Source organism: Candidatus Hydrogenedens sp. (assembly GCA_035378955.1).
GTDB lineage: Bacteria > Hydrogenedentota > Hydrogenedentia > Hydrogenedentales > Hydrogenedentaceae > Hydrogenedens.
On the sequence record DAOSUS010000002.1, the window covers coordinates 48,112 to 73,592 of the forward strand.

Here is a 25,481-nt window from a genome sequence, read left to right on the forward strand (position 1 = left end):
GGTTATGATTGTCTATTCTGTTAGGCTGGTCAAGCCAAAGGCAAAGCCTCAAAATTTTCTGGTAACAGAACAAGATGAATTTCTTCATAGCCGAAACAGGAGGTATTAAAAACAATACCAGAACTGTCTGGTAAAAAAGACGCATGGGGATGCACTTTAATATTGTTTCCAATTTTACCAGATACAAGTAGCCGCCGTTCTTTTTTCTCCGGTAAAATCAGCCAGATGTTTCTATCGAAATCATCCCCTAATACCCATTTAAAATCATGGCTACCATGGGTATGCCATGCAGGATATTGGGCTAATAAATTCATACTACCTTTACTTCCCTTTTCTTTATCTGTTTCCGCCACGCCATGAGGCAATTTTTTATGGGCTTCGTCATAGGGCCAGATGGTAAATAAAGCTCGTTCTGTGCCCCACCATACTTCGTGGGTTATCCAGAGTTCATCAGGCTCTACAAAAAAAGGTTCTGCCTTGTGAGTTTTTTCAGACCAGCACCATGTCCGTTGAGGACTATCTCCTCCGGTTTCCCAGCAAAACATAACCAGGTCTGTATTCCAGAAATTCGGTTGAACATGTCCTATCTTAAACGGGACTTGTGTGCATTCTTCCCATTTACCCTCCGAAATACTCATTCGACGCAGGAGATTTTGTTCTCCCTCTTCTTTGTGTGTGGCGCAGTATAACCATTTCTCATCTGCAGAAATCCCAATTCCGCCTGTCATTGTGCCGAATTCATCGGGATATGTTCCTATTTCTGACTTGCTTCTATCTACCTCTTGTTTGAATATTTTGTTCTCTTTAAAGAAATAAACCCTTTCTGTTTCCCATGATAAAGAAAAGTTGCCCATACCTATTTCCAGCACGGGAGAAATCTTTTTTGTATCTCTTTCTAAACGATGTAATTGTGATTTGCCTTCGGAACGGTCTGAAAGGAAATAAAAATGTTCACAGGATTTTCCCCACATGGGATGAGTTTGATATATCGTTGTATTTTTAGAGGGACCCGTAACAATTTTATATATCTTTGCTCCGGTTTTTTCATCTTCATACATTTCAAATTCGTCCCAGACATTACGAGATTTTGTTGTAGTCGTCTGGCTTTGTGCATAAGCCATACTCGCAACAGGGAACCAAAGGGTAGAGGCAAGGAAACCACGGCGGGTAAATTGTATTTTGCTTGCTTTGGACATAAAGACTTCCTATCAATCGTAAATGGTGTATATATTGATTATGGAGTGAAATCTATAGAAGGGGTCAAGGAAAGTATCCAATTTTTTATTAATTTTATAGCATTTTCCACATCTGTCAACGAGACAATTTCTGCAGGTGTATGCATATAACGGTTGGGGATACCCACAAGTCCTGTGGCAACTCCTTTACGGCTTAATTGTATAGCATTTGCATCGGTTCCAGTAGCACGGGGCGCCGGCATAAGTTGATAGGGTATTTTCTGGTTTTGGGCTATTTTAATTAAGCCTTCAAGCACTTTTGGATTTATATTCGGTCCTTTATCAAGGATAGGACCTTTCCCTAATTTAATGTCGGCATATTTGGCTTTGTCAATTCCTGGGTGGTCTGTTGCCCAGCCGACATCAACCGCTATGGCGGTATGCGGTTCGCATGCAAAAGCACTTGTAACGGCTCCTCTCAAGCCGATTTCTTCTTGAACCGTAGTAACACAATAAACCGCCACTTTTAATTTATTTTTGGGCAAATTGCGTATGGCTTCAAGACAAACAAAAGCACCAATACGGTCATCTAACCCACGGGCAGAAATCGAGTTGTTTTTAAGTTCACGAATAGGAACATCTAAAGTAATCGGGTCTGCCACAGATACTATTTTTTCTGCCTCTTTTTTGCTGGTAACACCTATATCAACCCATAATTCATGTAGTTCGGGGGATTTTTCCCGTTCCTTTTCCGGCGTTAGATGAATAGGTTTCCTGCCAATAACACCGTATACAGCACCTTTTGCTGAGTGTATTGCTACCCTTTGCCCGGGGAGAACAGCAATATCAACACCGCCAATGGCTACTACACGAATGAAACCGTTATCATCAATAGAATTGACCATCAGCCCGATTTCATCTACATGTCCACAGAGCATAACACGCAGAGGAGCATTTTTGTTGATTACATAGAATTGGTTTCCGTGGACATCTTTATAGATTTCATCCGCGTAGCCTGTCATATATTCTTTGCACTTCTCCTGAATTTTAACTTCAAAACCTGAAGGGCTTGGAGTAGTGAGTAAATCATAGAGGAAAGATTTTGATGAAGGAGATAACATGGCGGTAATCCTTTTCTGTTTTTTATAAATTAACATATAGAAGATAGATAGGACAAATGAAAGAGGTGGAAGCGATTAAGGTTATTGTCTTCAACCTGGATTAATTGTTGACAAATATACAAAATAAACAAAATACACTTACCCCTCTTTAATCTCAAACTACCTGCAGACTTTTAATGTTTTATATCTAACAATCTGTTTTTTTAATCACCTCTAATCTAATTATACCTGTTATTTCCAAATTTTGCTTAAAAAATTTATACTTTTTAAGTGCAAATAAACCCTTATATTTCATAGATATATACAAATAGACGGATTTTTTGTTACAAAAATTTAAAAAATTTTAAAATTTTACTTGACAAAACTGGTTAATTCATGTTAAATTTGAATTTGCGTCAAAATTGAATATTATAGATTTGAGATTGAGGATATATATAAATCAAGGAAAAGGACTATCTTTTCTATAAGGAGCCGCAACGCGTGAAATCATGGACAATCATCAGGCTTCCGAAAAAGGAAGGTGAGAAAATCCATATAAGGTTATCACCGAGCGTATTTGGTTTTATTTTACTTCTGATAGCGGTGCTTACCTTCTTTACTTCCTTTTTATATACACGCCAGCATATTATTTCGACACATCTGTCGGAATTGAAGCAAATTAATCGCAATCTGGAATATGCCACAGGTAATGGGAATACGAGCCCGACAGTTGCAAATGGCGTTTCAGAGGAAGAATTGCGTCGTATAGAAAATCAACTTCGTTCCGAGTATGAATCAACAATCGCCGTGATTACATCGCAGTTGAATGAATTGCTGGAAATAGAGACAAAAGCACGTCAGGCAACGGGTTTAACACCTAAATACAAGACGCCGGCGGTGGATACGACAAGCCGTAAAGAAGGAGGAAAAGGAGGTCCTGTGGGAAAGCCTATGAATATGGAATTTCAGGCAAGTCGAAATTCTATAAGTGTTCCCACTCTTTTACGCAGTTCCAATCGGCTTTCAGCAGATTTGATATTGCAGGAGATTGCCTTACGTAAAATAGGGTTGCAGGATTTGCTTAAAGGTGTGGAGGCACAGAATGTTAAGATTGAACGGACGCCGAATAGTTGGCCTATTGCGAAGCGGATGGGTAAGTTAATGTCGTATTTCGGGTATCGTAGAGACCCGTTTACCAATAGAATAAAACATCATGACGGTCTTGATATTGCAGTGCCCTATGGCACACAGGTTATATCCGCGGGTAAAGGGACGGTAAGTTTTGCGGGGCGTGAAGGAGACTATGGAAATATGGTTATCATTGACCATGGTGATGGTATACAAACGGCGTATGCTCACCTATCCCAGATAAATGTTACCGTAGGTCAAAAAGTTGAGAAAGGACAGGTTATCGGTGCGGTAGGGAGCACAGGTAGAAGTACAGGTCCTCATTTACATTTTGAAGTCCGAATTGGAAAGCAAGCTGTAAATCCGTTAAAATACTTAAGTAGATAATAATTGTTTGTTTTTAGTAATCAGTCTTTCAAAAAATCGAGCTAATTAACGAGTAGGAAAGTGTTATGTTAGATGTAAGAAAGAAAGGTCCCGGTGAAATGGATGTAAAAAGTATAATTGGTTCTGGAACAGTAGTAAATGGTGATATAACATCGGAAAGCTCTCTCCGAATTGAAGGAGAGGTGATTGGAAAAATCACCAGTAAAGATACTGTTGTAATTCATGATAACGGTAAGGTAAAAGCAGAAATTCGGGCACAACAGGTTATCGTAAGTGGTGAGGTTCAGGGAAATATCTTTGCAACGGAACGATTGGAAATTACCGCTTCGGGTAGAGTTATTGGTGATATTACCGCTCCTCGTGTTAGTATTGCGGAGGGAGTTGTTTTTGAAGGAAAATGCACGATGAAACCTCCTTCAAATCCGGTTCCTCAGCAAAAATAAAAAAATATATTCGGGTCTGACACATTAGGAAATTCCACACCTTAAACAATATCATTTTTTTCTTTTATTTTTTTCAGTTTCCGCCAGAGTGTATTTCTTCCAATACCTAATCTACGGGCTGCTTCTGAACGGTTAAAGTGACATTCTGCTAAAGTTTTTAGTAGGGTCTCTGTTTCTATTTCTTTTAAGGATACTATTTTTTTCTCAACTGTATTTTTACCTGCCTCCCATAAACCCAATGCTCGTTCAACCATCATAGGAGCTTCATCGGGTTGAAAAGGCACAAAAATATATCCATATACTCCCTGTCTCATCAGTTCTACAGCCTGAGGAATTTGTTGAGCCGATGCCAAAATGAGGGTAGGTTGATTTTTCGCATATTTTAATGCGAAAGAATAATCATCGGTAATCAATACATCGGCAAAATCGTTTACAATAGCATATCCATGGGCTTCAAGAAGTGTTTTCAGTGTAAACTCATTTATAGGTTGCTGGATATGTAATTTTATACGAGCCATGTAAAACAATCCTTTTACTTTTATTCCTTTTATAAATAGTATAATACATTTCCAAAAGAATTTATATAGAAGGGAACTATCGGAAAATTTATGCCGCAATCTTTTTATGAAAATAAAGCCAAACACTTACTATGGGTAGAAGCCACTCGTGAAGTGTTCTATATGTCCTGGCCTATTGTATTGGGTTCCCTTTCCTATACCGTTATGGAATTTTGTGATAAGTGGATGGTCGCTCAATTAGGAACGGTGCCTTTGGCGGCGGTCGGTTCTGCGGGAATATGGTCATACACGATGAGCACATTATTATTAGGTATTGTGGGTTGCACGGGGACATTTGTAGCACAGTCGTATGGTAAGGAAATATGGAAGGATTGTTCGCGATATACATGGCAGGGGATTTATCTGGCGTTTTTTTCTATCTTGCTTGCGGGAATATTGTTTCTTTTTTCAGAGATGTTGTTTTCATGGATGAAACACAGTCCCGAAGTTACCCAACAGGAAATAACCTACTTCCGTATTCGGTTGTTGGGCTATTTCCCGATGGCTATGGGTTCCGCTTTAGCCTCCTTTTTTCCCTCTATCAGCAAACCACGAGTGCCTATGTATTCAGCCATTGTAGGGAATGTCTTAAATCTGATATTAAACTATCTTTTAATTTTCGGGAAGTTTGGTTTTCCACGGATGGAGATAGCCGGAGCCAGTTATGCCACTGTAATTTCACAATGGACGCAAACATTAATTCTATTTTTCCTGTTTCTGATGCCCGGGCTACATCAGAAATTTGGAACACGAACTTACTACTATTTTGATTTTCAACGGATGAAAGAATTAATAAGAATTGGGATACCTGCGGGATTATCCATGTTTTTAGATATTTGCAACTGGAGCATATTTACCAGTTTTATTGTAGGTAGGTTTGGGGATGTTTCTCTTGCGTCGCATAATGTAGCCATCAGTTTTATGCATTTGTGTTTTATGCCTGCGGTTGCGGTGAGTATTGGCATTTCTGCGATTGTTGGACAGTGGTTAGGTCGGCGGGAAGTGCAAATAGCCAAACAAAGGGTTTATGTAGCCCTTGCTTTATGTATGGGATATATGGTAAGCATGGGTTTTGTTCTTGCTGTATTTGGAGGGAAACTTATTTACCATATATTCAGCCAAGACCCGGAGGTCGTTCATTTTGGGCATCGGTTATTAATTTTAGCTGCTTTATTTCAAGCGTTTGATGCCATTAATATTATTTGTTTAGGTGCTTTGCGGGGTGCTGGAGATACCCGCTGGGTAATGTGGGCGATGGTTATCAATGCTTATTGCCTTTTCCTGCCTCTGGCAATTATTATGGGCTTCGTTTTAGGTTGGGGTGCTTTTGGTTCCTGGATTGCTGCTACAATTTATATTGCGGTTTTAAGTATGACCCTTATCTATCGCTTTCTTTCTGAAAAGTGGACACAAATCATTATCTTTTCGGAAGAAGTCCCAACTCAATGAAACTGAACAAAGGTAACGCTGTCGAATAAAACGGATATTTAGATTTATTTTTTTACACCAGATATTTTGGTTCTTAAAAAGGAGGTTAAATGTGGTATTATGAAATTTAATGAGAGTATGAAGTGTTCAGAAAATATAAACCGTTATTAGAAGGAGCAAAATATGAGTTACAAAATGATGTTGCCCATGATGTTTGCCATGATTATCCTCGTATCTTTGATGATGATAAACATTAGAGCAGATGAAACCCGTGCTGCGGAGAAAGGTGAATGGATTTCTTTGTTTGATGGGAAATCATTGCAAGGTTGGGTTCAGTTTCTTCCGGACCCAAATGCAGACCCTGCGAAAACATGGATGGTAAAAGATGGGGTTATTCATTGCACTGGAAATCCCGCAGGTTATATTCGCACAGATAAAAAATTTGGAAATTATCAATTGCAATTAGAATGGCGTTGGGCAGGTTCTCCGGGCAATAGCGGTGTTTTGCTTCATGTTCAGGATAAAGACGAAGTGTGGCCAAAATCTATCGAGGCTCAACTCATGCATGAAAATGCAGGAGATTTTTGGGTGATTGGTGGGACCGATTTTGAGGAACATAAGAAAAATGCAAGCAAAGAAGATGACCGTCGTGTGCCGAAGCGGGCGGACTGTAGTGAAAAGAAACCCGGTGAATGGAACCAATACGATATCTGGTGTGAAGGGGATACCATTCGCGTATTTGTAAATGGTGTTCTGCAAAATGAAGCACATAAATGCACCGTAACAGAAGGTTATATTGGATTACAAAGTGAAGGAGCACCTATTGAATTTCGTAATATTAAATTAAGAAAGTTAGAACCCAAAAAGTAATTACACAGAACGAGTTTCTATCCATTTCTGTTTTCTCTGCGATTGAAAAAGGAAAATTACAACTTATTTTTAATAAAGAAGTTATGCAAATTAAAGCAGCAGGAAATAAATTTTTATTAAAAAAAGAGAAACGAAATGAGTATTCGATGTAATATACTTAATAGAAATAAAATTTAATAGCAACATATTGGAGTAAAACATAATGAAAGTATTCTTCTTTTTATATCGAATATCCACCTTCCTGTTATTGCTATGTGTTATGACATTTTTAACAGGATGCCCCAAACCCGATTTGCAGGTATCTGCACTATCACATCATTTCGGCGGAGATATGTATACAGGCATTGTAGAAACAGACTGGGAATTTCAAATATGGAACGCCGGTGATAAGAATTCTATCTTGTACTATAAAGTAGAACCTATAAAAAATTGGATTCTTGTAAATCCGACCTCCGGGAAAATTGCTGCAAATGATGAACCCGTAAAGGTATCCGTTCATATCAACCGTGATAGCACTCAAAAGTCAGTGCCTTCTTTTGCCACAGGGTATATCAAAGTTTCAGGCGGAGGGAAGGAAAAAGTAATTACAGTAACGACTGTCCCTAACTTCTATACAGAAGTTTTTGGCGGTCTTTATAATCGACCTTTTGATTTGTCCAATACGACTTTGGTTTTTATTCCAGATGAAGGACTACACTTCTATAAACAAGGTATCAAGAAGAATGTTCAACAATTTCCCCAGCAACCTCCTAATATGGGAAACTATGCTCTTTTTGCAGTACAAGACCCGTTCAAAATATCTTTCTCAATAGCACCCATTCCTTTTTATGGAGTTAAATACACAGATATTTATGTTTCCAGTAAAGGATATATATCCTTTGGTGCAAAAGGGTTGGAACCTATTACAGTGGGCAAACATTTTGCATATCCGCAAATCTCTCTTTTACCAATAGATGCATTGCTTGCAGAGGAAGGTAGTGGTGTTATTTATAGCTTGCTTCCTCAAAAAATAGTTATTTCATGGATAAATATTCCTCTTGCACAAAGTCCAACCATTGGAGAAGATGGTAAACCATTTAAAAATAATATTCAGGTTGAACTGTTCTTTGATGGAAAAATACAGATAACCTATCTTAGTATTGACCCGAAACAATTTAATGCCGTTGTTGGTTTATCCTGTGGTGGCGGAGATGGAACAAGCCCACCCGTTCAGGATTTTGTTATCAGTGATTTATCCAGTGCTCCGGAAATATAATCTTGTTTAGAATAAAAATGCTCCTGACTTATCTATTAGGAGCATTTTATTTTCGATTATCTCTTGTGCTTGTATAAATTGGAAAAATCTTCTATTGAACCGTTTCGGATTCCATAATTGAGCGAGATACCGCTTTAATTAATCTTCTACGACGGCGTTCCGAGGGCTTCTCATAATGGCGAAGTTCGCGAAGTCTTTGCATAATACCATCTTTATTGCACTTTTTCTTGAAACGCCGCATAGCCTTATCGAAAGACTCTTCCGGCTTAATTCGAACCTTTGTCAAAGAAATCAACCTCCTTTCAATATAAATTTGTAAGTTGAAAAGGATTTTAATTATATAACAAATAGGGACAATGTTTCAAGAGATGTTCCATTTTAAATTTTTCTATTATTTGTGTTAGAATATTATTGCAATTCAGCGGAGATGGGGTTCTCCTCAAACTGCCGAGCGTGGCTGATGACTCCTACCTAAAACATCCTCGGTATAACTATTTCTACGAAAGGAACATGACATGGAACAACTGTATTTATCTGCATCCATCTGGTTATCTCTTGCCCTCATCTCTGTAATAATTGCCTACTATTTGAGGGTTTCTATTGCTTTGATAGAAATTTGTGTGGGTGTTGTTGCCGGGTATGTAACCAGCAATTTCTTACACACCGATTTGCTCAATAACGGTGAAGAATGGCTGAAATTTCTTGCAGGTAGTGGAGCCATTTTTCTTACCTTTCTGGCAGGTGCTGAATTAGAACCTACGGTGATTAAAAATAAATGGAAGGAAGTCCTTCTTATAGGGTTAATTGGATTTTTTTCTCCTTTCATCGGTTGTTCGTTAATTACTTATTTCTTATTAGGATGGACTCCGCAAGCCAGTTTGCTATGTGGTGTAGCCCTATCCACTACTTCAATGGCTGTGGTCTATGCGGTAATGATTGATACAGGGTTAAATATTACAGAATTCGGGAAGGGCATATTAGGTTCTTGCTTTATCAATGATATTGGGACCGTTCTGGCTTTAGGAATTATCTTTGCACCGTTTACCTACAAGACCTTTATTTTTATTACTATAACGGTTATCTATCTTGCACTTTTCCCATTTATAACGAACTATTTAACGAATGTATATGGAAACCGAACGGCAGCCATTCGAACCAAATGGATTTCATTTACATTATTTGGATTAGGAGCATTGGCGTTATGGTCGGGCAATGAAGCTGTATTACCTGCTTATATAGCAGGTATGGTGCTTGCAGAATTTAGTCAAAGGAATCCAGTTTGGTTGCGGAGATTACGAACCTTAACTGTAGGGTTTCTAACCCCATTTTATTTCTTAAGAGCCGGGACACTTGTATCCATTCCTGCATTAATTTCTGCTCCTCTTCTTATCATTGCCTTATTAGTAGCAAAGGTAATTTCCAAAATATTAGGGCTATATCCTTTCATTTCTCAATTCCGGCGAGAAAAGAATGAACGATGGTATTACACCTTGATGATGTCCACTGGACTTACCTTCGGAACTATATCGGCTCTATTCGGGTATACTCATAAGATTATTAATACAGAACAATATTCTTATATCGTGATTACGGTTATTGGAAGTGCTGTAATTCCAACGATGATTGCGTCTTATTTCTTTACCCCCAAACATCTTTTAACCCGAAAACCTCATCCCACAGAGGCTACACATGAATTATCAGAAGAGTAATATCTTTAAATAACAAAAATAAATTGAATATTCCCTTTAACTTATGCGATAATATAATCCCCGACAGATAAAGAGAGCGGTAAGGGGGAATAATCAGAGAAAAATTCCGTTATAAAGACGGATAATTATATATTTGAAGGATATAAAAAATATATTATCAACAAGTATTCGTTTAATTAAAACTAAACAATTAACTTTTAACAAGAAAGGGTTCAGTTATGGCAATCAAGGTTGGTATTAATGGTTTTGGTCGTATCGGTCGCACGGTATTCAAACTGTTGGTAAAGAATGCAGATTTTGAGGTCGTTGGTATAAACGATATTACCGATGCGAAGACATTGGCTCATTTGCTTAAATACGACAGCACATTTGGTGTTTTCAACGCAGAAGTAAAGGCAACGGAAAATTCCATTATTGTTAATGGGAAAGAGTACAAAGTAACCGCAATAAAAGACCCGTCCCAACTTCCCTGGCGAGATTTAGGTGCAACCGTTGTTGTTGAATCCACAGGGATTTTTACAAAGAAAGACGATTGCTTAAAGCATGTTTCTGCAGGGGCTAAAAAAGTTTTATTAACCGTTCCTCCGAAAGATGAAGTTGATGCGATTATTGTTATGGGTGTTAATGATGAGACATTAAAACCTACGGATGTAGTTGTTTCTAACGCCAGTTGCACAACGAATTGCCTTGCCCCTGTGGCTAAGGTTCTTCACAAGAATTTTGGGATTGTTCGTGGATTTATGACCACGGTTCATGCGTATACGAATGACCAGCGCGTGCTTGACATGCCTCATAAAGACCTTCGTCGTGCCCGTGCTGCTGCCAATGCGATTATCCCTACAACAACAGGTGCCGCAAGAGCCGTTGGTAAAGTATTACCTGAATTGAAAGGCAAGTTAGATGGCTTTGCCATGCGTGTTCCGGTGATTGACGGTTCCGTCGTTGACCTTGTTGCGGAATTGGAAAAGAAAGTGACCAAAGAAGATATTAACAGGGCTATCAAAGAAGCTGCCGAAACCTATCTTAAAGGTATCCTTGCTTACACCGAAGACCCGATAGTCTCCTGCGATGTTATCGGCAATCCTAATTCCAGTATTTTTGATGCACAAAGCACTATGGTAATGGGTGATAACTTTGTGAAAGTAGTATCCTGGTATGACAATGAATTTGGTTATTCCAATCGCTGTGTTGATTTGCTTAAACTGATGGCAAAATAACCTATTGGAATGCATAGAAATACATATAACAACACACCTTATTGAAAGGATGTGGATATGAATAAATTAACATTGAAAGATATTGATGTTCGTGGGAAGCGTGTCCTTATGCGGGTAGATTTTAATGTTCCTCAAAATGAGGACGGTTCCGTCCGTGATGATACCCGTATTCGTGCCGCTTTGCCCAGCATTCAGTATGTTCGCGAAAACGGCGGAAAATTAATTCTAATGTCTCATTTAGGAAGACCGAAGGATTATATTAAAGCGGGTGATACCGAAGGATTAAAAAAATTGAAGATGGACCCCGTTGCAGACCGTTTACGCGAGTTGATAGGCGGTAATGTAAAGAAGGTAGACCAGGTAGTCGGTCCTGAGGTGGAAAAAGCAGTAGCAGAAATGCAACCCGGTGATATTTTATTACTTGAAAATACACGGTTTGAAAAAGGTGAAGAAAAGAATGACCCAGAACTTTCTCAGCAATTGGCAAAGTTAGGGGATGTATATGTCAGTGATGCCTTTGGAACCGTTCACCGTGCCCATGCCTCTACGGAGGGAGTTACCAAGTTTATGCCTGTAAGTGTAGCAGGTTTTTTGGTAGCCAAAGAGATTGAATACTTTGAAAAGGTATTGAAAAATCCGGAGCGTCCTCTGGTGGCTATATTGGGTGGCAAGAAAGTAAATGACAAAATTAAGGTTATTGAAAACTTGCTAAATCTGGTGGATGTTCTGATTATTGGTGGCGGTATGTCTTATACCTTCTTAAAAGCCATGGGTTATGAAATTGGCGATTCACTTCTGGATAAGGAAGGAATTGAATTTGCCAAAAATGCTATGGAAAAGGCGAAAGAACGCAATATCCCGTTATTACTACCGGTAGATATTGTAGTTGCTAACCGTTTTGCTGTAGATGCCGATACGAAGGTTGTTCCTGCGGATGGTATAGAACCCGGCTGGATGGGGATGGACATCGGACCGAAGACGATAGAAAAATTCTGTGATGAAATTCGCAAAGCAAAGATGGTGGTATGGAACGGACCTGTAGGCGTATTTGAGATGGAACCTTTTGCGAAAGGTTCGCGTGCTCTTGCAGAATGTCTTGCCCATAGCGGTGCTATTAGTGTTATTGGTGGTGGTGATACCGCAGCCGCCATTGAAGCATTTGGTTTGACGGATAAGATGTCCCATGTGTCCACGGGTGGTGGTGCATCCCTTGAAATGTTAGAAGGGAAACAACTACCCGGTGTAGTCGCTCTTACAGATAAAGATGCAGTTTTCGGATGTGGTTGTGGTTGCACTTGCTGTTAATCCGCTTTTTGAGATATAGCAACAATTAAGTTTATAATATAAATGTAATTTTAACTACCCAACACCTGGAGAGGGGATATGTGAACCTCTCTCTAAGGTTGGGCGAATGAAAGGAAAAAAATATGGCATTAACAAAGGAGAGAAAACAAGAACTTATTCAGGAATTTGCACGAACCAGTGATGATACCGGTTCTCCCGAAGTGCAGGTGGCCATTCTCACAGAGAGAATTCGCGAACTTACAGAGCATTTGAAGAAACATAAAAAAGATTTTGCAAGCCGTCGCGGTTTACTTCAAATGGTAGGGAAAAGGCGTTCGTTATTAGCATATCTCCGTAAGAGTGACTTTGAACGCTATCAGGTTCTCATTGATAAACTTAATCTTAGAAAATAACAATCATTATTCACGCCTAAATGTAAAGAAAATTAAATATGGTAGAAAGAATTTCAGTAACAATCGGCACCAAAGAAGTTTCATTTGAAACGGGGAAAATAGCAAAGCAGGCACACGGGGCTGTAATATGTCAGTGTGGAGATACTATGGTGCTATCCACTGCTTGTGTTGACCTGAACAATAAATTGGAAGTGGACTTTTTCCCGCTGACCGTTGATTATCGCGAAAAATTTTATTCAGTAGGTCAAATACCCGGTAACTTTTTCCGTCGGGAATCCAAACCTTCAGAACGCGAGGTGCTTGTATCACGATTAACCGACCGTCCTTTAAGACCTTTATTCCCAAAATCCTTTAAGAACGAGGTTCAGGTCTGTCAAACAGTCCTGTCCGCAGACAATATCCATGACCCAGATGTGTTATCTATTAATGCCGCTTCCGCAGCACTTCATATTTCGCCTATCCCATTTTTAGAGCCTATTGGTGCTGTTCGTATCGGTTATATTGATGGAAATTTCGTTGTAAATCCCACCATTGCAGAAATAAAAGACAGTCGGATAGACCTTGTTGTGGCAGGTACAGAAAGTGCCATTTGCATGGTGGAAGGTATGGCAAAGGAAGTATCTGAGCAGGTAATGCTTGAAGCCCTCGAGTATGGACATGTCTGGATAAAAAAATTGGTTTCCGCTATTGAAGAATTGCGAAGCAAATGTGGGAAGGAAAAAATACAGATTGAAGAACCTGTAAAGAATGAAGCCTTAGAACAAGATATTCAGCAATGGCTTTCAGGTAAAATGGAAGCCGTTTTGTTCCAGACGGAGAAACAGGCACGCAGAGATGGGATTAGTAAACTTCAAGAAGAATTGCTTGCCTATATAAAAGAAAAATACGGTGAAGAACAATATCCCGCATTGGAAATACAGGCAAAAGAAATCTATGAAGAAATAGTGCGTAATACCCTGCGGGGACGGGTCATTAAAGAAAATCTCCGTGTAGATGGTCGTAAGTTAGACGAAATTCGTCCTATCAGTATAGAAGTAGGTATTCTGCCGCGTGCTCACGGTTCTGCCCTGTTTACAAGAGGTGAAACGCAGGCTTTAGTTACCACAACTTTAGGTACCAGTCAGGATGAACAGCGATTGGACGAATTAACCGGTGATTCGATGAGCCGTTTCTTCTTGCACTATAACTTCCCGCCATGGTCCGTAGGAGAAGTGGGAAGATTAGGTGCCCCGGGCAGACGTGAAGTTGGACATGGAAAATTGGCAGAACGGGCTCTTACCGGCGTTCTTCCTTTTGACCCCAACGATTCCACTGTCGTGTCAGACCCGGACACATGTTTTCCTTATGTCGTTCGGGTAGTTTCGGATATAACGGAAAGTAACGGTTCCAGTTCCATGGCATCTGTTTGTGGTGGTTCGTTAAGTTTAATGGATGCAGGTGTTCCTATCAAGTCCCATGTAGCAGGAATTGCCATGGGCTTAATCAAAGAAGGAGAAGAATTCCGTGTCCTGACCGATATTTTAGGGGATGAGGACCATCTCGGAGATATGGACTTTAAAGTCTGTGGCACGCGTAACGGAATTACGGCTTTTCAGATGGATACAAAGATTAAAGGTGTTCCTCGCTCTGTTATGGAACAAGCCCTCGAACAGGCTCGACAGGGGCGATTGTTTATATTAGATAAAATGGAGAAAGTCTTGCCTCAACCACGTGCCGAAATTTCTCCTTATGCCCCACGAATATATACTATTAAAATCGACCCGGATAAAATTCGTGAAGTTATTGGTCCCGGTGGAAAAGTTATTCGCGATATCCAGATGAAAACAGGGACAGAGATTACCATACAGAATGACGGAACAGTGATGATTGCTGCGGTGGACAAAGCGTGTGCAGACAAAGCAACCGATATGGTGTTAGGAATTACTGCAGAGGTTGAGGTCGGGAAAATCTATCATGGAAAAGTTACCCGCATTATGAATTTTGGTGCTTTTGTCAGCATTCTTGGAAATCGAGAAGGTCTTGTTCATGTATCCGAATTGGCTCCTCATCGTGTTCGTGAAGTTACCGATGAGGTGAATATAGGCGATGAGATAGATGTGAAAGTGATTGAAGTGGATAAATTCGGTCGTATCAATCTTTCCAAAGTTCAAGCGGATATGGAATTGGGTAAAATTCCTAATGTGCCCAGAAATAGGAACAACTATTCCGAACCGCATTATGAAAAAAGAGACCGAGGCGGAAGAAATTTTAATCGCAACGATTCCAATAGACATCGACGTTAATTTTAATAGGAATATCTTACCATCAATAAAATAGTTCGATGAGACATTTTAAACGGGCAAAGCGTTCGATAAACCTTTCTTTAGAAGAGAATATATGTACCTATACATTACCTAATGGTATTCGAGTATTTACAAAACAAATTCCATACTTATTTTCAGCTAATTTAGGGGTCTGGGTACCTGGAGGTTCAGCGTCCGAACCGGAAGGGAAAGAAGGACTGGCTCATTTCCTGGAACATCTTTTTTTCAAAGGCACAAAAACAAGAACAACGCGCGACATCATGGAGGCGATTGAATGTAAAGGAGGACAGATTAATGCCTTTACCACGCAAGAATATACCTGCTTCTATATTAAAACACTGACGGAATATGTGTCCCTTGCCATCGAAATCCTATCGGACATCTTGAAAAATTCGACCTTTAAGGAGATAGACAAAGAACGGAATGTTATCCTTGAAGAAATTTCTTTATTGGAAGACACACCCGAAGATATAATTTTAGACCTGTTCCATCAATTTGTATGGAGGAAGCATCCCCTTTCACGACCTATATTAGGAACGGCTCGTTCTGTCAAACATCTAACCCAAAACGATATCATCTCGTTTTACAAAAAAATTTACTCCGCACAAAATATAATAATTACTGCAGTTGGAAATTTTAATGAAGAAGAACTTCTGCATAACTTCCAGCATTGGTTTCACGACTTTCCGAAAAAGACGAGAAGAGAAAAAATGGACCCCAAGCCCATATTTCATGCGGGAATGAAACATCATTCGCGGGATATATCGCAGATGCATTTTTGTTTAGGTTATCCGGCTCCTTCGATGACGGATAAAGAACGGTTTATCTGTGAATTGGCGAGTAATATTCTGGGAGGTGGTTCTACATCGCGGCTCTTTTATCGCATTCGTGAACAGGAAGGGCTTGCCTACAATATCTTTTCTTTTCACGACCTATTCCGTTATGCGGGGACTTTCGGCGTGTATGCCGGTGTAGCACCCGAAAATTTCAGGGCTGTAGTTCATATTATTCTTGATGAAATAAAAAAACTCAAAGAGATACCTATTTCAGAGACAGAACTTGAATTATATCGTCAGGAACTTAAAGGGGAATTATTGATGGCGCATGAACATGCGGAAACACACATGACCCGTATCGGTAAAAGCATTATCTATCATAACCATATTCTCTCCATACAAGAAATCCTCTCAGCTCTTGACCAAATTACTCCCTCACAAATATGCCAGTTCTTCCGCAAATATTGCACTTCTACCAATATCGCTCTGGTGTCATTAGGTCCCGCCAAATACAAACTATCCCACAAAGATATTTGTTTTTAGAATTTGTAGAGATTTATAAAAAAACTATAAGACATAGGTAATAGTTAATCCTTGTGCTGTTTGACTTGAAAAATAATACTTTTTCCATATAAGAACCCCTTTTATGAATACATGAGACCTTTATTACAGATGTCCATATTATATGATAATATATAGGTATCATAAGAGAGAATAGTTGTATGTTTATAGTAGATATTATCAAATCGTTAAATAAGATGTTGGGACTATTTAATCCGCAGTTAGCCCCTCATCTGGCTCAGGTTACTTATTTAAGCAAGAGAATGGGCGAACACTTAGGTTTGTCTCCACAAGCCATGCAGGATTTGGTAATCGCCTCATCCATCCATGATATTGGCTTGCTTTCTTTATCTCAGAAAGAAAGTTTTTTACTTTTGGAAGAGAATTTTCCTGCAACACATTCATTAACAGTCTTTTTATTGTTTAATAAAATTCCCTTTTTCCATCAGGCATCTAAAATCGTTAAATATCATCATGTTAATTATGGAAAACAAAATGCCCGTTCCGTTTGTAGTAATCCCGATAACAATTCGGTTCCCTTAGAGAGTTTCATTATCAGATTAGCAGACCGATTGGCTGTTCACATAAATCCGACACAACCGATTCTTGAGCAGATAAAGGATGTTTATCAATACATTGAATCAAGCAAAGAAATTTATCATCCGGAAGTATTAGATGTCTTTCATTCTGTTATTAAAAAACAGGACTATTTATGGCTTGATTTGGTCTCTATTCCGCCAGATTTGATGTTAGAAAAAATTCTATTGGAAAGTGTGCTTCAATTACCTCAGGATAGCATATTTACAGAAATTGCGGAAGTGATTGGATATTTGATTGATTTCAAAAGTCAGTTTACGGCAAGTCATAGTTATTGTGTGGCGGAAATATCATCCTGGTTATTTCATTCAGGCAAATTTCCTGTGGAGGAGCCCTGTAATATTATTCGGGAGGCAGGTTTTCTTCACGATATAGGGAAATTAGCCATACCTATAGATATATTAGAGAAACCGGGAAGACTTAATTCCAAAGAATGGAACATTATGCGGGCTCATGTATATTACAGTCATACGGCTTTAGAGACGATGTATAAAGAATATCCATGTTTGAGATATACCCCCTATCATCATGAAAAATTAGATGGTTCGGGTTATCCTTTCGGTTTGAAGGGAAAAGATATTCCTATGATTGCCCGCATCATTGCTGTAGCCGATGTTTTCACTGCAATTACAGAGAACCGACCTTACCGTGGCGAATTGAGTGAAGGTGAAGTTGTAAAAATTATGAAGCCCATGGCAGATTCCAAGAAGTTAGATGAAGATATAGTGGATTATGTGCTGGCACATTTTAAGGAAGCGAAGAGACGGCGTGATGAATCGGAGTCTTTAGCCCAGCAGGCCTATAAGAGGTTTCGAGAAGATATTAAACGATTTTATGAAATCGAAACGAAGAATAAAAAATAAAGAGACCAATATTCTGTATTTAGCGTTTTGTTCACGATGAATGTTTTCGGGATGTTCTTTTCTATTCGGGGGTATAAATAACCGCTAATATGCGGGCGTTTTCTTCGTTGGCGGAACGAACCTCATGGGGAGTGGTGGAGTCATAGTAGATACTATCACCGGGGGCTAATATAAATATGTCCGAACCATACGATACCTGTATTTTCCCGTCAAGGACGAAAATAAATTCCTCCCCCTCATGCACTGAAAACATGCAGTCCTCAGAGACCGTAGGATGAATATCAATTAAAAAAGGTTCCATGTGCCTACCCGCTTTGTTATAGGCTAACGGATGAAATTCAAGTGTGCTGGTGTCTGAGGCAACTCGTATGCCAGAAAAGCGGACTATGGGACTTTTCTTATCTCCATTACGGGTAATTACGGGTTCTGCATGCGGTTTGTCATCTAACAAAGTACCTAAATGTACACCCAATCCGCGGGCTATCTGGAGAAGAGGGACTAATGAAGGTGAAAGATGTCCTTCTTCCAGCGCTTCAATGATTTCAGGTGTGCAATGACTTCTTTGGGCTAACTCTTCACGAGAAATCCCTTTGCCCTGCCGTAGTCGTGCTATATGTTGCCCCAAACTGCTTGAAAGTGCCATAATGAATTCTCCTGTTCAGTTAAAAAATCCAAAAAATATTTGTATTTATCATATCATAAGAAAGCGACTTATTAATACCCTTTGTTATTATGATAACTAAAAACAAAATTGAGACGACAAGATATATTTTTGAAAAGGTATATTCCCAATATCATCATAGACGATTTGCAATGAATGACCCAATACAATGGATTTATTCGTATCCCGATAAAGAGGATATGGAAATCGTGGGGCTTGTCTCTGCACTTTTGGCTTTTGGAAATGCAAAGTCATTTAATAGCAAAATAAAGAAAATTATTTCTTTATGGCGTTCTCCGTCAAAAGAATTATTAAATTGGTCTCGCAAAGATTTTCAAGGGGTTCTTGCAGGATTTCAACATAGATTTGTAAACGGCAAAACCGTGGCTAATTTTTTATATGGACTTCGTCGAATACTGGAAGAGTATGGAACAATAGGTTTTTGTATATTAAATCATTATGAAAAATCATCGGGAAATTTATGGAACACATTACAAAAATTTACAGACGAATTGCGTAGATTAGCAGATAGCCCTTTATATTTTTTAGTTCCCATGCCCAATAAGGGTGGGGCTTGTAAACGGTTCTGGCTTTACCTTCGCTGGATGGTGCGAAAGGATGAGATTGATGTGGGCTGCTGGAATTTTATCAAGCCGTATCAATTAATCATCCCTTTAGATACTCATATTTATCAATGGGCTGTTTCTCTCCGTCTTATATCGGTTCGTTCTCGGAATGCGAAGACGGCAATGGTATTAACAGAGATTTTTTGTAAAATATGTCCTGAAGACCCGTTGCGGTATGATTTTTCCCTTTGTCAGGCGGGTATGTTGGGAATGCGAGACAAAATCTTATATGATGAAAGGAAAGGTAAATAATAACTATTGAGGATATGTTTATGGAAGTAGGTATAACGAAAAAAGTTGCTGTATTAGGTTTGGGATATGTAGGACTTCCTCTTGCACTGGAATTTCATAGAAGTGGTCTGGAAGTATGGGGAATTGATACGGATAAAGAAAGGATTCATAAACTTAAATCGGGCTTATCCTATAATGATGATGTATCTGATGAAGTTATTCAACAAGCGATGAAAACAAACCGTTTCTTTGTAACGGATGAATATGAAATACTCAAAGAAATAGACGCTGTTTGTATTTGTGTCCCTACACCCTTGAATAAGATTCAGGAGCCGGATTTATCTTTTATCATACAGGCGGTTGATGCTATCGAATCTTATTTACATCAAGGGATGCTGATTGTTCTTGAGAGCACAACTTATCCCGGCACAACAGAAGAAGTGGTATTACCGCGTTTGTCCAAAGGTGGATTGTGTGTAGGAAAAGACTTCTTTCTTGCTTTCTCACCGGAACGCTATGACCCCGGGAATAAACAATTCCATATACGAAACACACCCAAAGTTATAGGAGGAATTACCCCTACATGTACCCAGAAAGCCCAAGAGCTCTATCAACATATCATTTCTGAAATTGTGCCTGTGTCGAATGCGAGAACGGCAGAAATGGTAAAGTTGTTGGAAAATACTTTCCGTGCAGTCAATATAGCACTGGTCAACGAAATGGCTATGATGTGTGATACTTTGGGTATAGATATATGGGAGGTGGTGGATTCTGCTCGAACCAAGCCGTTTGGTTTTATGCCTTTCTACCCGGGACCCGGCTTGGGTGGACATTGTATTCCTGTTGACCCTGTGTATCTATCCTGGAAAATGAAAACATTAAATTATACGGCACGGTTTATTGAATTAGCCCGAACAATAAATTCGTCCATGCCCAAATATGTAGTAGAGAAGATGGCAGATGCCTTAAACAAGCAGAAAAAAAGTATTCAGGGAAGTAAAATTTTAATTTTAGGGGTAACTTATAAGAAAGATATTTCAGACCTTCGAGAATCTCCTGCCTTGGATATTATTTCGCTACTTATTAAAAAAGGGGCGGAAACATATTTCTCTGACCCGTATGTAAGCCAGTTAGAAGTTGAGGAGAAAATATTGCAATCATACCCGATAAAAGAGGGCTTGTCTTTATTTGACCTTGTGGTTATAATTACGGACCACTCTGTTTATGACTATGAAGAAATTGTCAAACAGTCTCAATTCGTTTTAGATACACGAAACGCTACAAAGAATGTGGCTCCCTCCTTAAAACAAAAGGTTATAAAGCTATAGACTTACCGATAATATAATTTTATATGTCCAATGCAGGATGTCTGTATGGAATTATTTTTTTGAAAGATGTTTCGAGTAGAAAAAGTTAATCCTGAGAGGTATCAATATAGGGAGTTGGGAGGAGTGTCATGTAATCGTTTAAAAATCCGCGGTCCATAAAACACTCGATAATTGTCTTTCCTAACGGATGTAAATCCGGGGTGATGTATTTCTTTAACTCGTTACGGAAAAAGTTATAAAGGATTTCAGCACCTTCATCATAGGCTTCTTCATCCACTTCTGGTTGATAATAAGTCTCAAATAAGAAGTTAGGCAAAATCTCCCCTTCAATTCTAACTGTTTTTAAGGTATGTCCCAATAACGGACATCGCGAATTAACCAATTGAGTGGGCTTAAAACGAGCAATTCCTCTCCGTGCGAGGTATTCTCGGGCTAACCATTGGGGTGCAAAACCAACTTTCCAGGCACCTATATGCTGGTTAGGGCAGAGGATATGATATACCCGCGGACTGGCTAAAATTTGGTCGAGTAATAGGTTTGCATGATGTACATACTTTCCAGTAGCAAAGGGCCAATAAGAGCCAACTCCTTCGGAGGTCATCCCTTCGGTATGGACGATAGAAGGGTTATCATGTCCTCGTGGAGCCACCAAACGCCATAGCCAACCTAATGCCGATGGTAAAAGGTGGAACATACCAATAATACCATAAGAAGGTTTCTCTTTGGTGCATGGAGGTGTTCGTACACCAAAACTGCGAATATCCACAGAAACGGGCTTGTTGATAACATTGGGCATAATACGGCGAGGGACAATTACGCGTGGATTGGGACAGGGTATGCCTGGTTCGTCTTCTGTGTGTTCCCATATCATAGCACGAGAATTGGGAACCGCATTAATATTCAGGAATAACAAAGGTTCTGGTGGTTGTGCTGTAAGTGCCTCAAAGGTAAGGTCCATCCCATACCTACCTATATGATTTACACGAATAAACCAACCTTTTTCCGCATCGGTTACAGTGATTTTTCCATCTCCACGCTGGAAGGAAGGATGACAAAGAGCCATATCATCACTTACAGGTCTCAAAGCACAAGCACGGGGTAATTCTAATAAAATTTGCTCATTAGTTTGGATATTTGTCCCTACCAAAATACGACCATCTTCCTCACGATGTATGGATTCGAGCATCTCACTTTTTCCACCACCACTGGCGCCTTCATGTAAAATGGTTACCACATTGTCATAAGGGGTAATTACCTGAACTGTGGAACTATGCGTTGTTATCCAACCTTCCTGCTCCCCTAAATGTAGCAGGTATCCATAAACCCCTTTCTTAGCACTGGGACCCGGATATAAATTGTAGGAAAAGATTTCGTAATATTCTTTTCCTCGGTGATGGACAACAACCTGTTTTTTGTTAAAATGCGTATGACGAAAAACAGGGGCAATATACATAATCAGTTTCGGGTCAAATTTAGTAGTCAACACATCCCACGAGACAATTCCTTGAAGCAGTGCTAAACCTAAAGCAAAGAAACCCGCATTAGCAGGAGCAATTGCGAAAGCCTGTTTCCCTAAAAAATCACCCCCTGCCATAAAACCAAACATAATTAATTCCTGAGTTTGGAGCCAGGCAAAGGTTTCCTCTGCAAGTTTTTCAAAAGGATAGCCAAACACATCCTCAAAATAGGGTTTATCTGTGGGCTCTTTGTCTCCAATGAATGTGCAATCAGGGTCCCTTCTTCTCATATAGGGTTCTGTATAATTTACACAAACACCGTTCCTAACGCGATTAACGGTGGCTTCGTGATAATTACCTATTCCTGGAATATCATATTCAACTTTGAACTGGGCATCCGGTGCGGAAGAACCACAGGCTATTTCAATTAATTCATTAATAGATGTAGCAACAGAAACTTTCTTTGATTTTGACAAAATATTCTTTATTTGTTCTGGCATTTTTACATTTTTCCAGTTTCTTTCTATCTTTCGCATAGAAGAATCCCTTTTGTTGCTTTTCCATTACATGAATTAAAAATTAAATAAAGTAGTATATCAAAAATAATTAAACAAATTCGATTATTTCGAACAGATTTACTTAACAAAGTATTCGGACCAATTTTTTATAATCGGCAGGTCTTTTCCATCAGGTTCCAACAAATATAAGTCAAAAACAAATCTACCTGTACCCCCAGGACGGTCATCGAGGTAAATCGAGGTTTGATAATTATTGGAGGCGGAAGGTTGGTATAACACGAAAGGATGTAAGGGACGGGTATCCATATCCATGGGGATTACGATTACTTCCTTTTGAGGTAATGGAGAGAATAACTGTGCAGAGACAACTTCTGGTCCATCCCAGCGGAGATGTTCAATACGATATTCATTCCCTTGGATATGTAAAAGGTCCTGTCCATCAATCAGTATTTCAAAATGTCCCAACCTTTTCATTATTCCTTGATATTGTTTGAATATTTCCTTGTATTTTTCCTGCTGTTCCTGAATAATTTGGTCAATTTCTTTTTGGGAGGGAACTGCTTCTAACAATTTTTTTTCCGCTTGCAAATCCTTTACCGCCCGTTGAGCATGTTCTATTAAAACATTTACGCCGTCTAACTTATAATTAAATCCCGGTATATTTCGGAATGTCTCACGGGAATTGATTAGTTTTAACAGTGCATTTTGTAAAGAGTTCTTCTTTTCTACAGAGCTATTCTCCAGATAATCGAAGAAATTAAATGCTGTTTCCATATAGTCAAAATGGGTGTTTATGAGAGAAAGGGTCATGTTAAGTTGTAATTCTAATTTATTAGATAATTCTTCAGACTTAATCTTATTTTTTATGTTGTTAAATTTTTCAAGCATATTTTTTGCTTTCGACAATCCGAAATTTAATTGCGTTTTTGTAAACTCGCACCATGGAAGGCATTGCAGATATATATTTTTTAGGAACTGGATGTGTCCTTTCCCCAAATCAATCAATGGATATCCTTCTGCAACAAAGGTGCCAACACGCATGTGAGGGAAGGAATTAAATTGACCATAGGCAATCGGTTCGAGGAATAAGCCGTATTTATATGCATTTGCAGTGTCCATAAGAATATCTGCCATTGGTTCTGCTAATTCGGGACCTAAATTTATAGCACAATAGTCGTGAGCTACCTGTCTTATATCAACATTGGGTTCCCATGTAAGACGGTATAATGTATAAACATAAGCACTTCTTGTAGACCATTCATTAGCAGAGATACCTCCGAGATAAGATAAACCTGAAACATTGGTATTATCCGCAGATAAGAAATATTTCAACCCGTTTTGAAAATATTCACCGGAAAAAGTAGGGAACAGATGGGTATCAGACCCTTCATAATAGTTCATCGGTTCAAAAATTACTATAGTTCTGTGAGGGCTTAAATTAAAAGTGCGATTATAAGGTTGAAACCACCAACGGTCTGCACGCGTTACCTTTATTTTCACGAACAGATTATTGGTCGGTATTTCATCCGTAAACACCTTTTTAAAAACCTCTGGCTGACAATGGATTTCGTATTCCCTCAATCCCCAGTTCTTTTGAAAATAGGTTTTATTAAATTCACCGACGACAACCTCGTGAATATTTTTCAGTAGGAGCCTATATCGTTCCTCATAACTCATCGGGCAGTCGGGGCAATCGTGTAAAATATCAAAGGGATGGTAATTGTCCCAGAAGCCTGAAATATCGTCCAGACAAATTTCTATTCCATCTAAATCAGGTAGGGCTGTAAATAAAAGCCTATATTTTTCTTTTACCCGTTCCCAGAATTCTGAAAGACAGGGATTGAGAAGTTCAGGATTATTATCAAACAAGGAAGGATGATAGGTAAGTTCATTGCTAAATGCGAAGTAGTGCATACCCAACGAGTGAGCCAAATCCATAAGAGGTTTTATCTTTTTAATATGTTCTTGATTGTTTTTCTTTTCTGGTTCTGAATTCCAGGGAACTAAGTCCAATGTATTCATCCCAGACACCCAATTAAAACCATAGCGGAAAGAGGTCTTTATTTGTTGTTCTGTTGCTCCTCCGTGTAAATTTCTGCCCCATGAACCGGCAATACGCACAGGGAAAGCAGGTGCTCGTTGTGTATTTATCTCTGGAATGGTTCGATTTACCTGTAATCGGTCTAAAATCCAATAGAGACCATGTGCCGTTCCAATCTCTGACCCTCCAACCAATACGACTATTTTTGAATTATCGGATTGACATAATGTTTGAATAACAAATCCCTCTTCAGGTATATCTTCGGATAATTTATCTTTAAACTCCTTCGGAAGATTTTTTAACAACTCCTTTTCCGTTTTGTTTACAACAATCATTGTATTTTTCCCTTGCTGAATTTTGCCCTCGGACAAGATGGATAACGATATATTATATTTTTTACTTTCAGCAATCAGGTCCTCCAGAGCTATTGCAGTAGGCGTCTTATCTTTCAGTTGCTTTGAGATGTGAAAGTTCCATTCTTCCGCGTGCAGGATAGCGGTACATAATGGGGTAAAGCACACAAAGAAGATAGGAAGAGTTCTCATATCATTAT

21 protein-coding genes and 1 riboswitch are annotated in these 25,481 nt (G+C 39.1%); of the genes, 14 read left to right on the forward strand and 7 right to left on the reverse strand.

Annotated elements, in window-relative coordinates:
- Positions 1–29 precede the first annotated feature (29 nt).
- Together PLA12_00765 and PLA12_00770 are read right to left on the reverse strand one after the other, a co-directional pair.
- Positions 30–1,196, reverse strand: a complete 1,167-nt coding sequence (locus tag PLA12_00765; GenBank protein HOQ31021.1) for a hypothetical protein — start codon at positions 1,194–1,196, stop codon at positions 30–32.
- Between the two features lie 38 nt (positions 1,197–1,234).
- A complete protein-coding gene (locus PLA12_00770; GenBank protein ID HOQ31022.1) occupies positions 1,235–2,296 on the reverse strand; it encodes a M42 family metallopeptidase in 1,062 nt (353 codons plus the stop codon).
- A 480-nt stretch (positions 2,297–2,776) separates the two neighbouring features.
- Between PLA12_00770 and PLA12_00775 the strand changes: the two genes are divergently transcribed.
- Together PLA12_00775 and PLA12_00780 are read left to right on the forward strand one after the other, a co-directional pair.
- Positions 2,777–3,790: a M23 family metallopeptidase gene (locus PLA12_00775; GenBank protein ID HOQ31023.1), complete on the forward strand. Its 1,014-nt coding sequence runs from the start codon at positions 2,777–2,779 to the stop codon at positions 3,788–3,790.
- A 65-nt stretch (positions 3,791–3,855) separates the two neighbouring features.
- The gene (locus tag PLA12_00780; GenBank protein HOQ31024.1) at positions 3,856–4,233 is read left to right on the forward strand and encodes a polymer-forming cytoskeletal protein; all 378 of its coding nucleotides are present in this window, start codon (positions 3,856–3,858) and stop codon (positions 4,231–4,233) included.
- A gap of 41 nt (positions 4,234–4,274) precedes the next feature.
- Here PLA12_00780 and PLA12_00785 read toward each other — a convergent pair whose 3' ends face one another.
- Positions 4,275–4,751: a helix-turn-helix domain-containing protein gene (locus PLA12_00785; protein HOQ31025.1), complete on the reverse strand. Its 477-nt coding sequence runs from the start codon at positions 4,749–4,751 to the stop codon at positions 4,275–4,277.
- A 90-nt stretch (positions 4,752–4,841) separates the two neighbouring features.
- Between PLA12_00785 and PLA12_00790 the strand changes: the two genes are divergently transcribed.
- From PLA12_00790 to PLA12_00800, 3 genes are all read left to right on the forward strand, one after another.
- A complete protein-coding gene (locus tag PLA12_00790; GenBank protein HOQ31026.1) occupies positions 4,842–6,239 on the forward strand; it encodes an MATE family efflux transporter in 1,398 nt (465 codons plus the stop codon).
- Positions 6,240–6,401: 162 nt separating this feature from the next.
- Positions 6,402–7,088 carry a DUF1080 domain-containing protein gene (locus PLA12_00795; GenBank protein HOQ31027.1) on the forward strand — a complete coding sequence of 229 codons (687 nt, stop codon included), beginning with the start codon at positions 6,402–6,404 and terminating at the stop codon, positions 7,086–7,088.
- A 202-nt stretch (positions 7,089–7,290) separates the two neighbouring features.
- Entirely contained in the window at positions 7,291–8,343 is a 1,053-nt protein-coding gene (locus PLA12_00800; GenBank protein ID HOQ31028.1) for a hypothetical protein, read from the forward strand.
- 91 nt (positions 8,344–8,434) lie between these two features.
- Here the strand turns inward: PLA12_00800 and rpsU are convergent, their stop codons facing one another.
- Entirely contained in the window at positions 8,435–8,629 is a 195-nt protein-coding gene (gene rpsU, locus PLA12_00805; protein HOQ31029.1) for a 30S ribosomal protein S21, read from the reverse strand.
- Positions 8,630–8,757: 128 nt separating this feature from the next.
- Positions 8,758–8,820, forward strand: a riboswitch (Fluoride riboswitch).
- A gap of 38 nt (positions 8,821–8,858) precedes the next feature.
- On the opposite strand from rpsU, the gene PLA12_00810 reads away from it, so the two are divergent.
- From PLA12_00810 to PLA12_00840, 7 genes are all read left to right on the forward strand, one after another.
- A complete protein-coding gene (locus PLA12_00810) occupies positions 8,859–10,052 on the forward strand; it encodes a cation:proton antiporter (protein ID HOQ31030.1) in 1,194 nt (397 codons plus the stop codon).
- Positions 10,053–10,270: 218 nt separating this feature from the next.
- Complete coding sequence (gene gap, locus PLA12_00815; protein HOQ31031.1) at positions 10,271–11,269, forward strand: type I glyceraldehyde-3-phosphate dehydrogenase; 999 nt, start codon at positions 10,271–10,273, stop codon at positions 11,267–11,269.
- 57 nt (positions 11,270–11,326) lie between these two features.
- Positions 11,327–12,574, forward strand: a complete 1,248-nt coding sequence (locus PLA12_00820) for a phosphoglycerate kinase (GenBank protein ID HOQ31032.1) — start codon at positions 11,327–11,329, stop codon at positions 12,572–12,574.
- A gap of 122 nt (positions 12,575–12,696) precedes the next feature.
- Positions 12,697–12,966 (forward strand): 30S ribosomal protein S15, encoded by a 270-nt coding sequence (gene rpsO, locus PLA12_00825; GenBank protein HOQ31033.1) that lies wholly within the window; start codon positions 12,697–12,699, stop codon positions 12,964–12,966.
- Positions 12,967–13,004: 38 nt separating this feature from the next.
- Positions 13,005–15,248, forward strand: coding sequence for a polyribonucleotide nucleotidyltransferase (gene pnp, locus PLA12_00830; GenBank protein HOQ31034.1), 2,244 nt, complete (start codon positions 13,005–13,007; stop codon positions 15,246–15,248).
- A gap of 38 nt (positions 15,249–15,286) precedes the next feature.
- Complete coding sequence (locus PLA12_00835) at positions 15,287–16,588, forward strand: pitrilysin family protein (GenBank protein HOQ31035.1); 1,302 nt, start codon at positions 15,287–15,289, stop codon at positions 16,586–16,588.
- Positions 16,589–16,767: 179 nt separating this feature from the next.
- Complete coding sequence (locus PLA12_00840; protein ID HOQ31036.1) at positions 16,768–18,066, forward strand: HD domain-containing protein; 1,299 nt, start codon at positions 16,768–16,770, stop codon at positions 18,064–18,066.
- 61 nt (positions 18,067–18,127) lie between these two features.
- On the opposite strand, the gene PLA12_00845 is transcribed toward PLA12_00840, so the two are convergent.
- On the reverse strand, positions 18,128–18,709 hold the full coding sequence (locus PLA12_00845) for an XRE family transcriptional regulator (GenBank protein HOQ31037.1): 582 nt from the start codon (positions 18,707–18,709) through the stop codon (positions 18,128–18,130).
- Between the two features lie 170 nt (positions 18,710–18,879).
- Between PLA12_00845 and PLA12_00850 the strand changes: the two genes are divergently transcribed.
- Both PLA12_00850 and PLA12_00855 read left to right on the forward strand, forming a co-directional pair.
- Entirely contained in the window at positions 18,880–19,605 is a 726-nt protein-coding gene (locus tag PLA12_00850; GenBank protein ID HOQ31038.1) for a TIGR02757 family protein, read from the forward strand.
- A gap of 20 nt (positions 19,606–19,625) precedes the next feature.
- Positions 19,626–20,912 carry a nucleotide sugar dehydrogenase gene (locus tag PLA12_00855; protein HOQ31039.1) on the forward strand — a complete coding sequence of 429 codons (1,287 nt, stop codon included), beginning with the start codon at positions 19,626–19,628 and terminating at the stop codon, positions 20,910–20,912.
- A gap of 85 nt (positions 20,913–20,997) precedes the next feature.
- Here the strand turns inward: PLA12_00855 and PLA12_00860 are convergent, their stop codons facing one another.
- Positions 20,998–22,905 (reverse strand): DUF4914 family protein, encoded by a 1,908-nt coding sequence (locus PLA12_00860; GenBank protein ID HOQ31040.1) that lies wholly within the window; start codon positions 22,903–22,905, stop codon positions 20,998–21,000.
- 99 nt (positions 22,906–23,004) lie between these two features.
- Positions 23,005–25,473, reverse strand: a complete 2,469-nt coding sequence (locus tag PLA12_00865; GenBank protein HOQ31041.1) for a hypothetical protein — start codon at positions 25,471–25,473, stop codon at positions 23,005–23,007.
- Positions 25,474–25,481 lie beyond the last annotated feature (8 nt).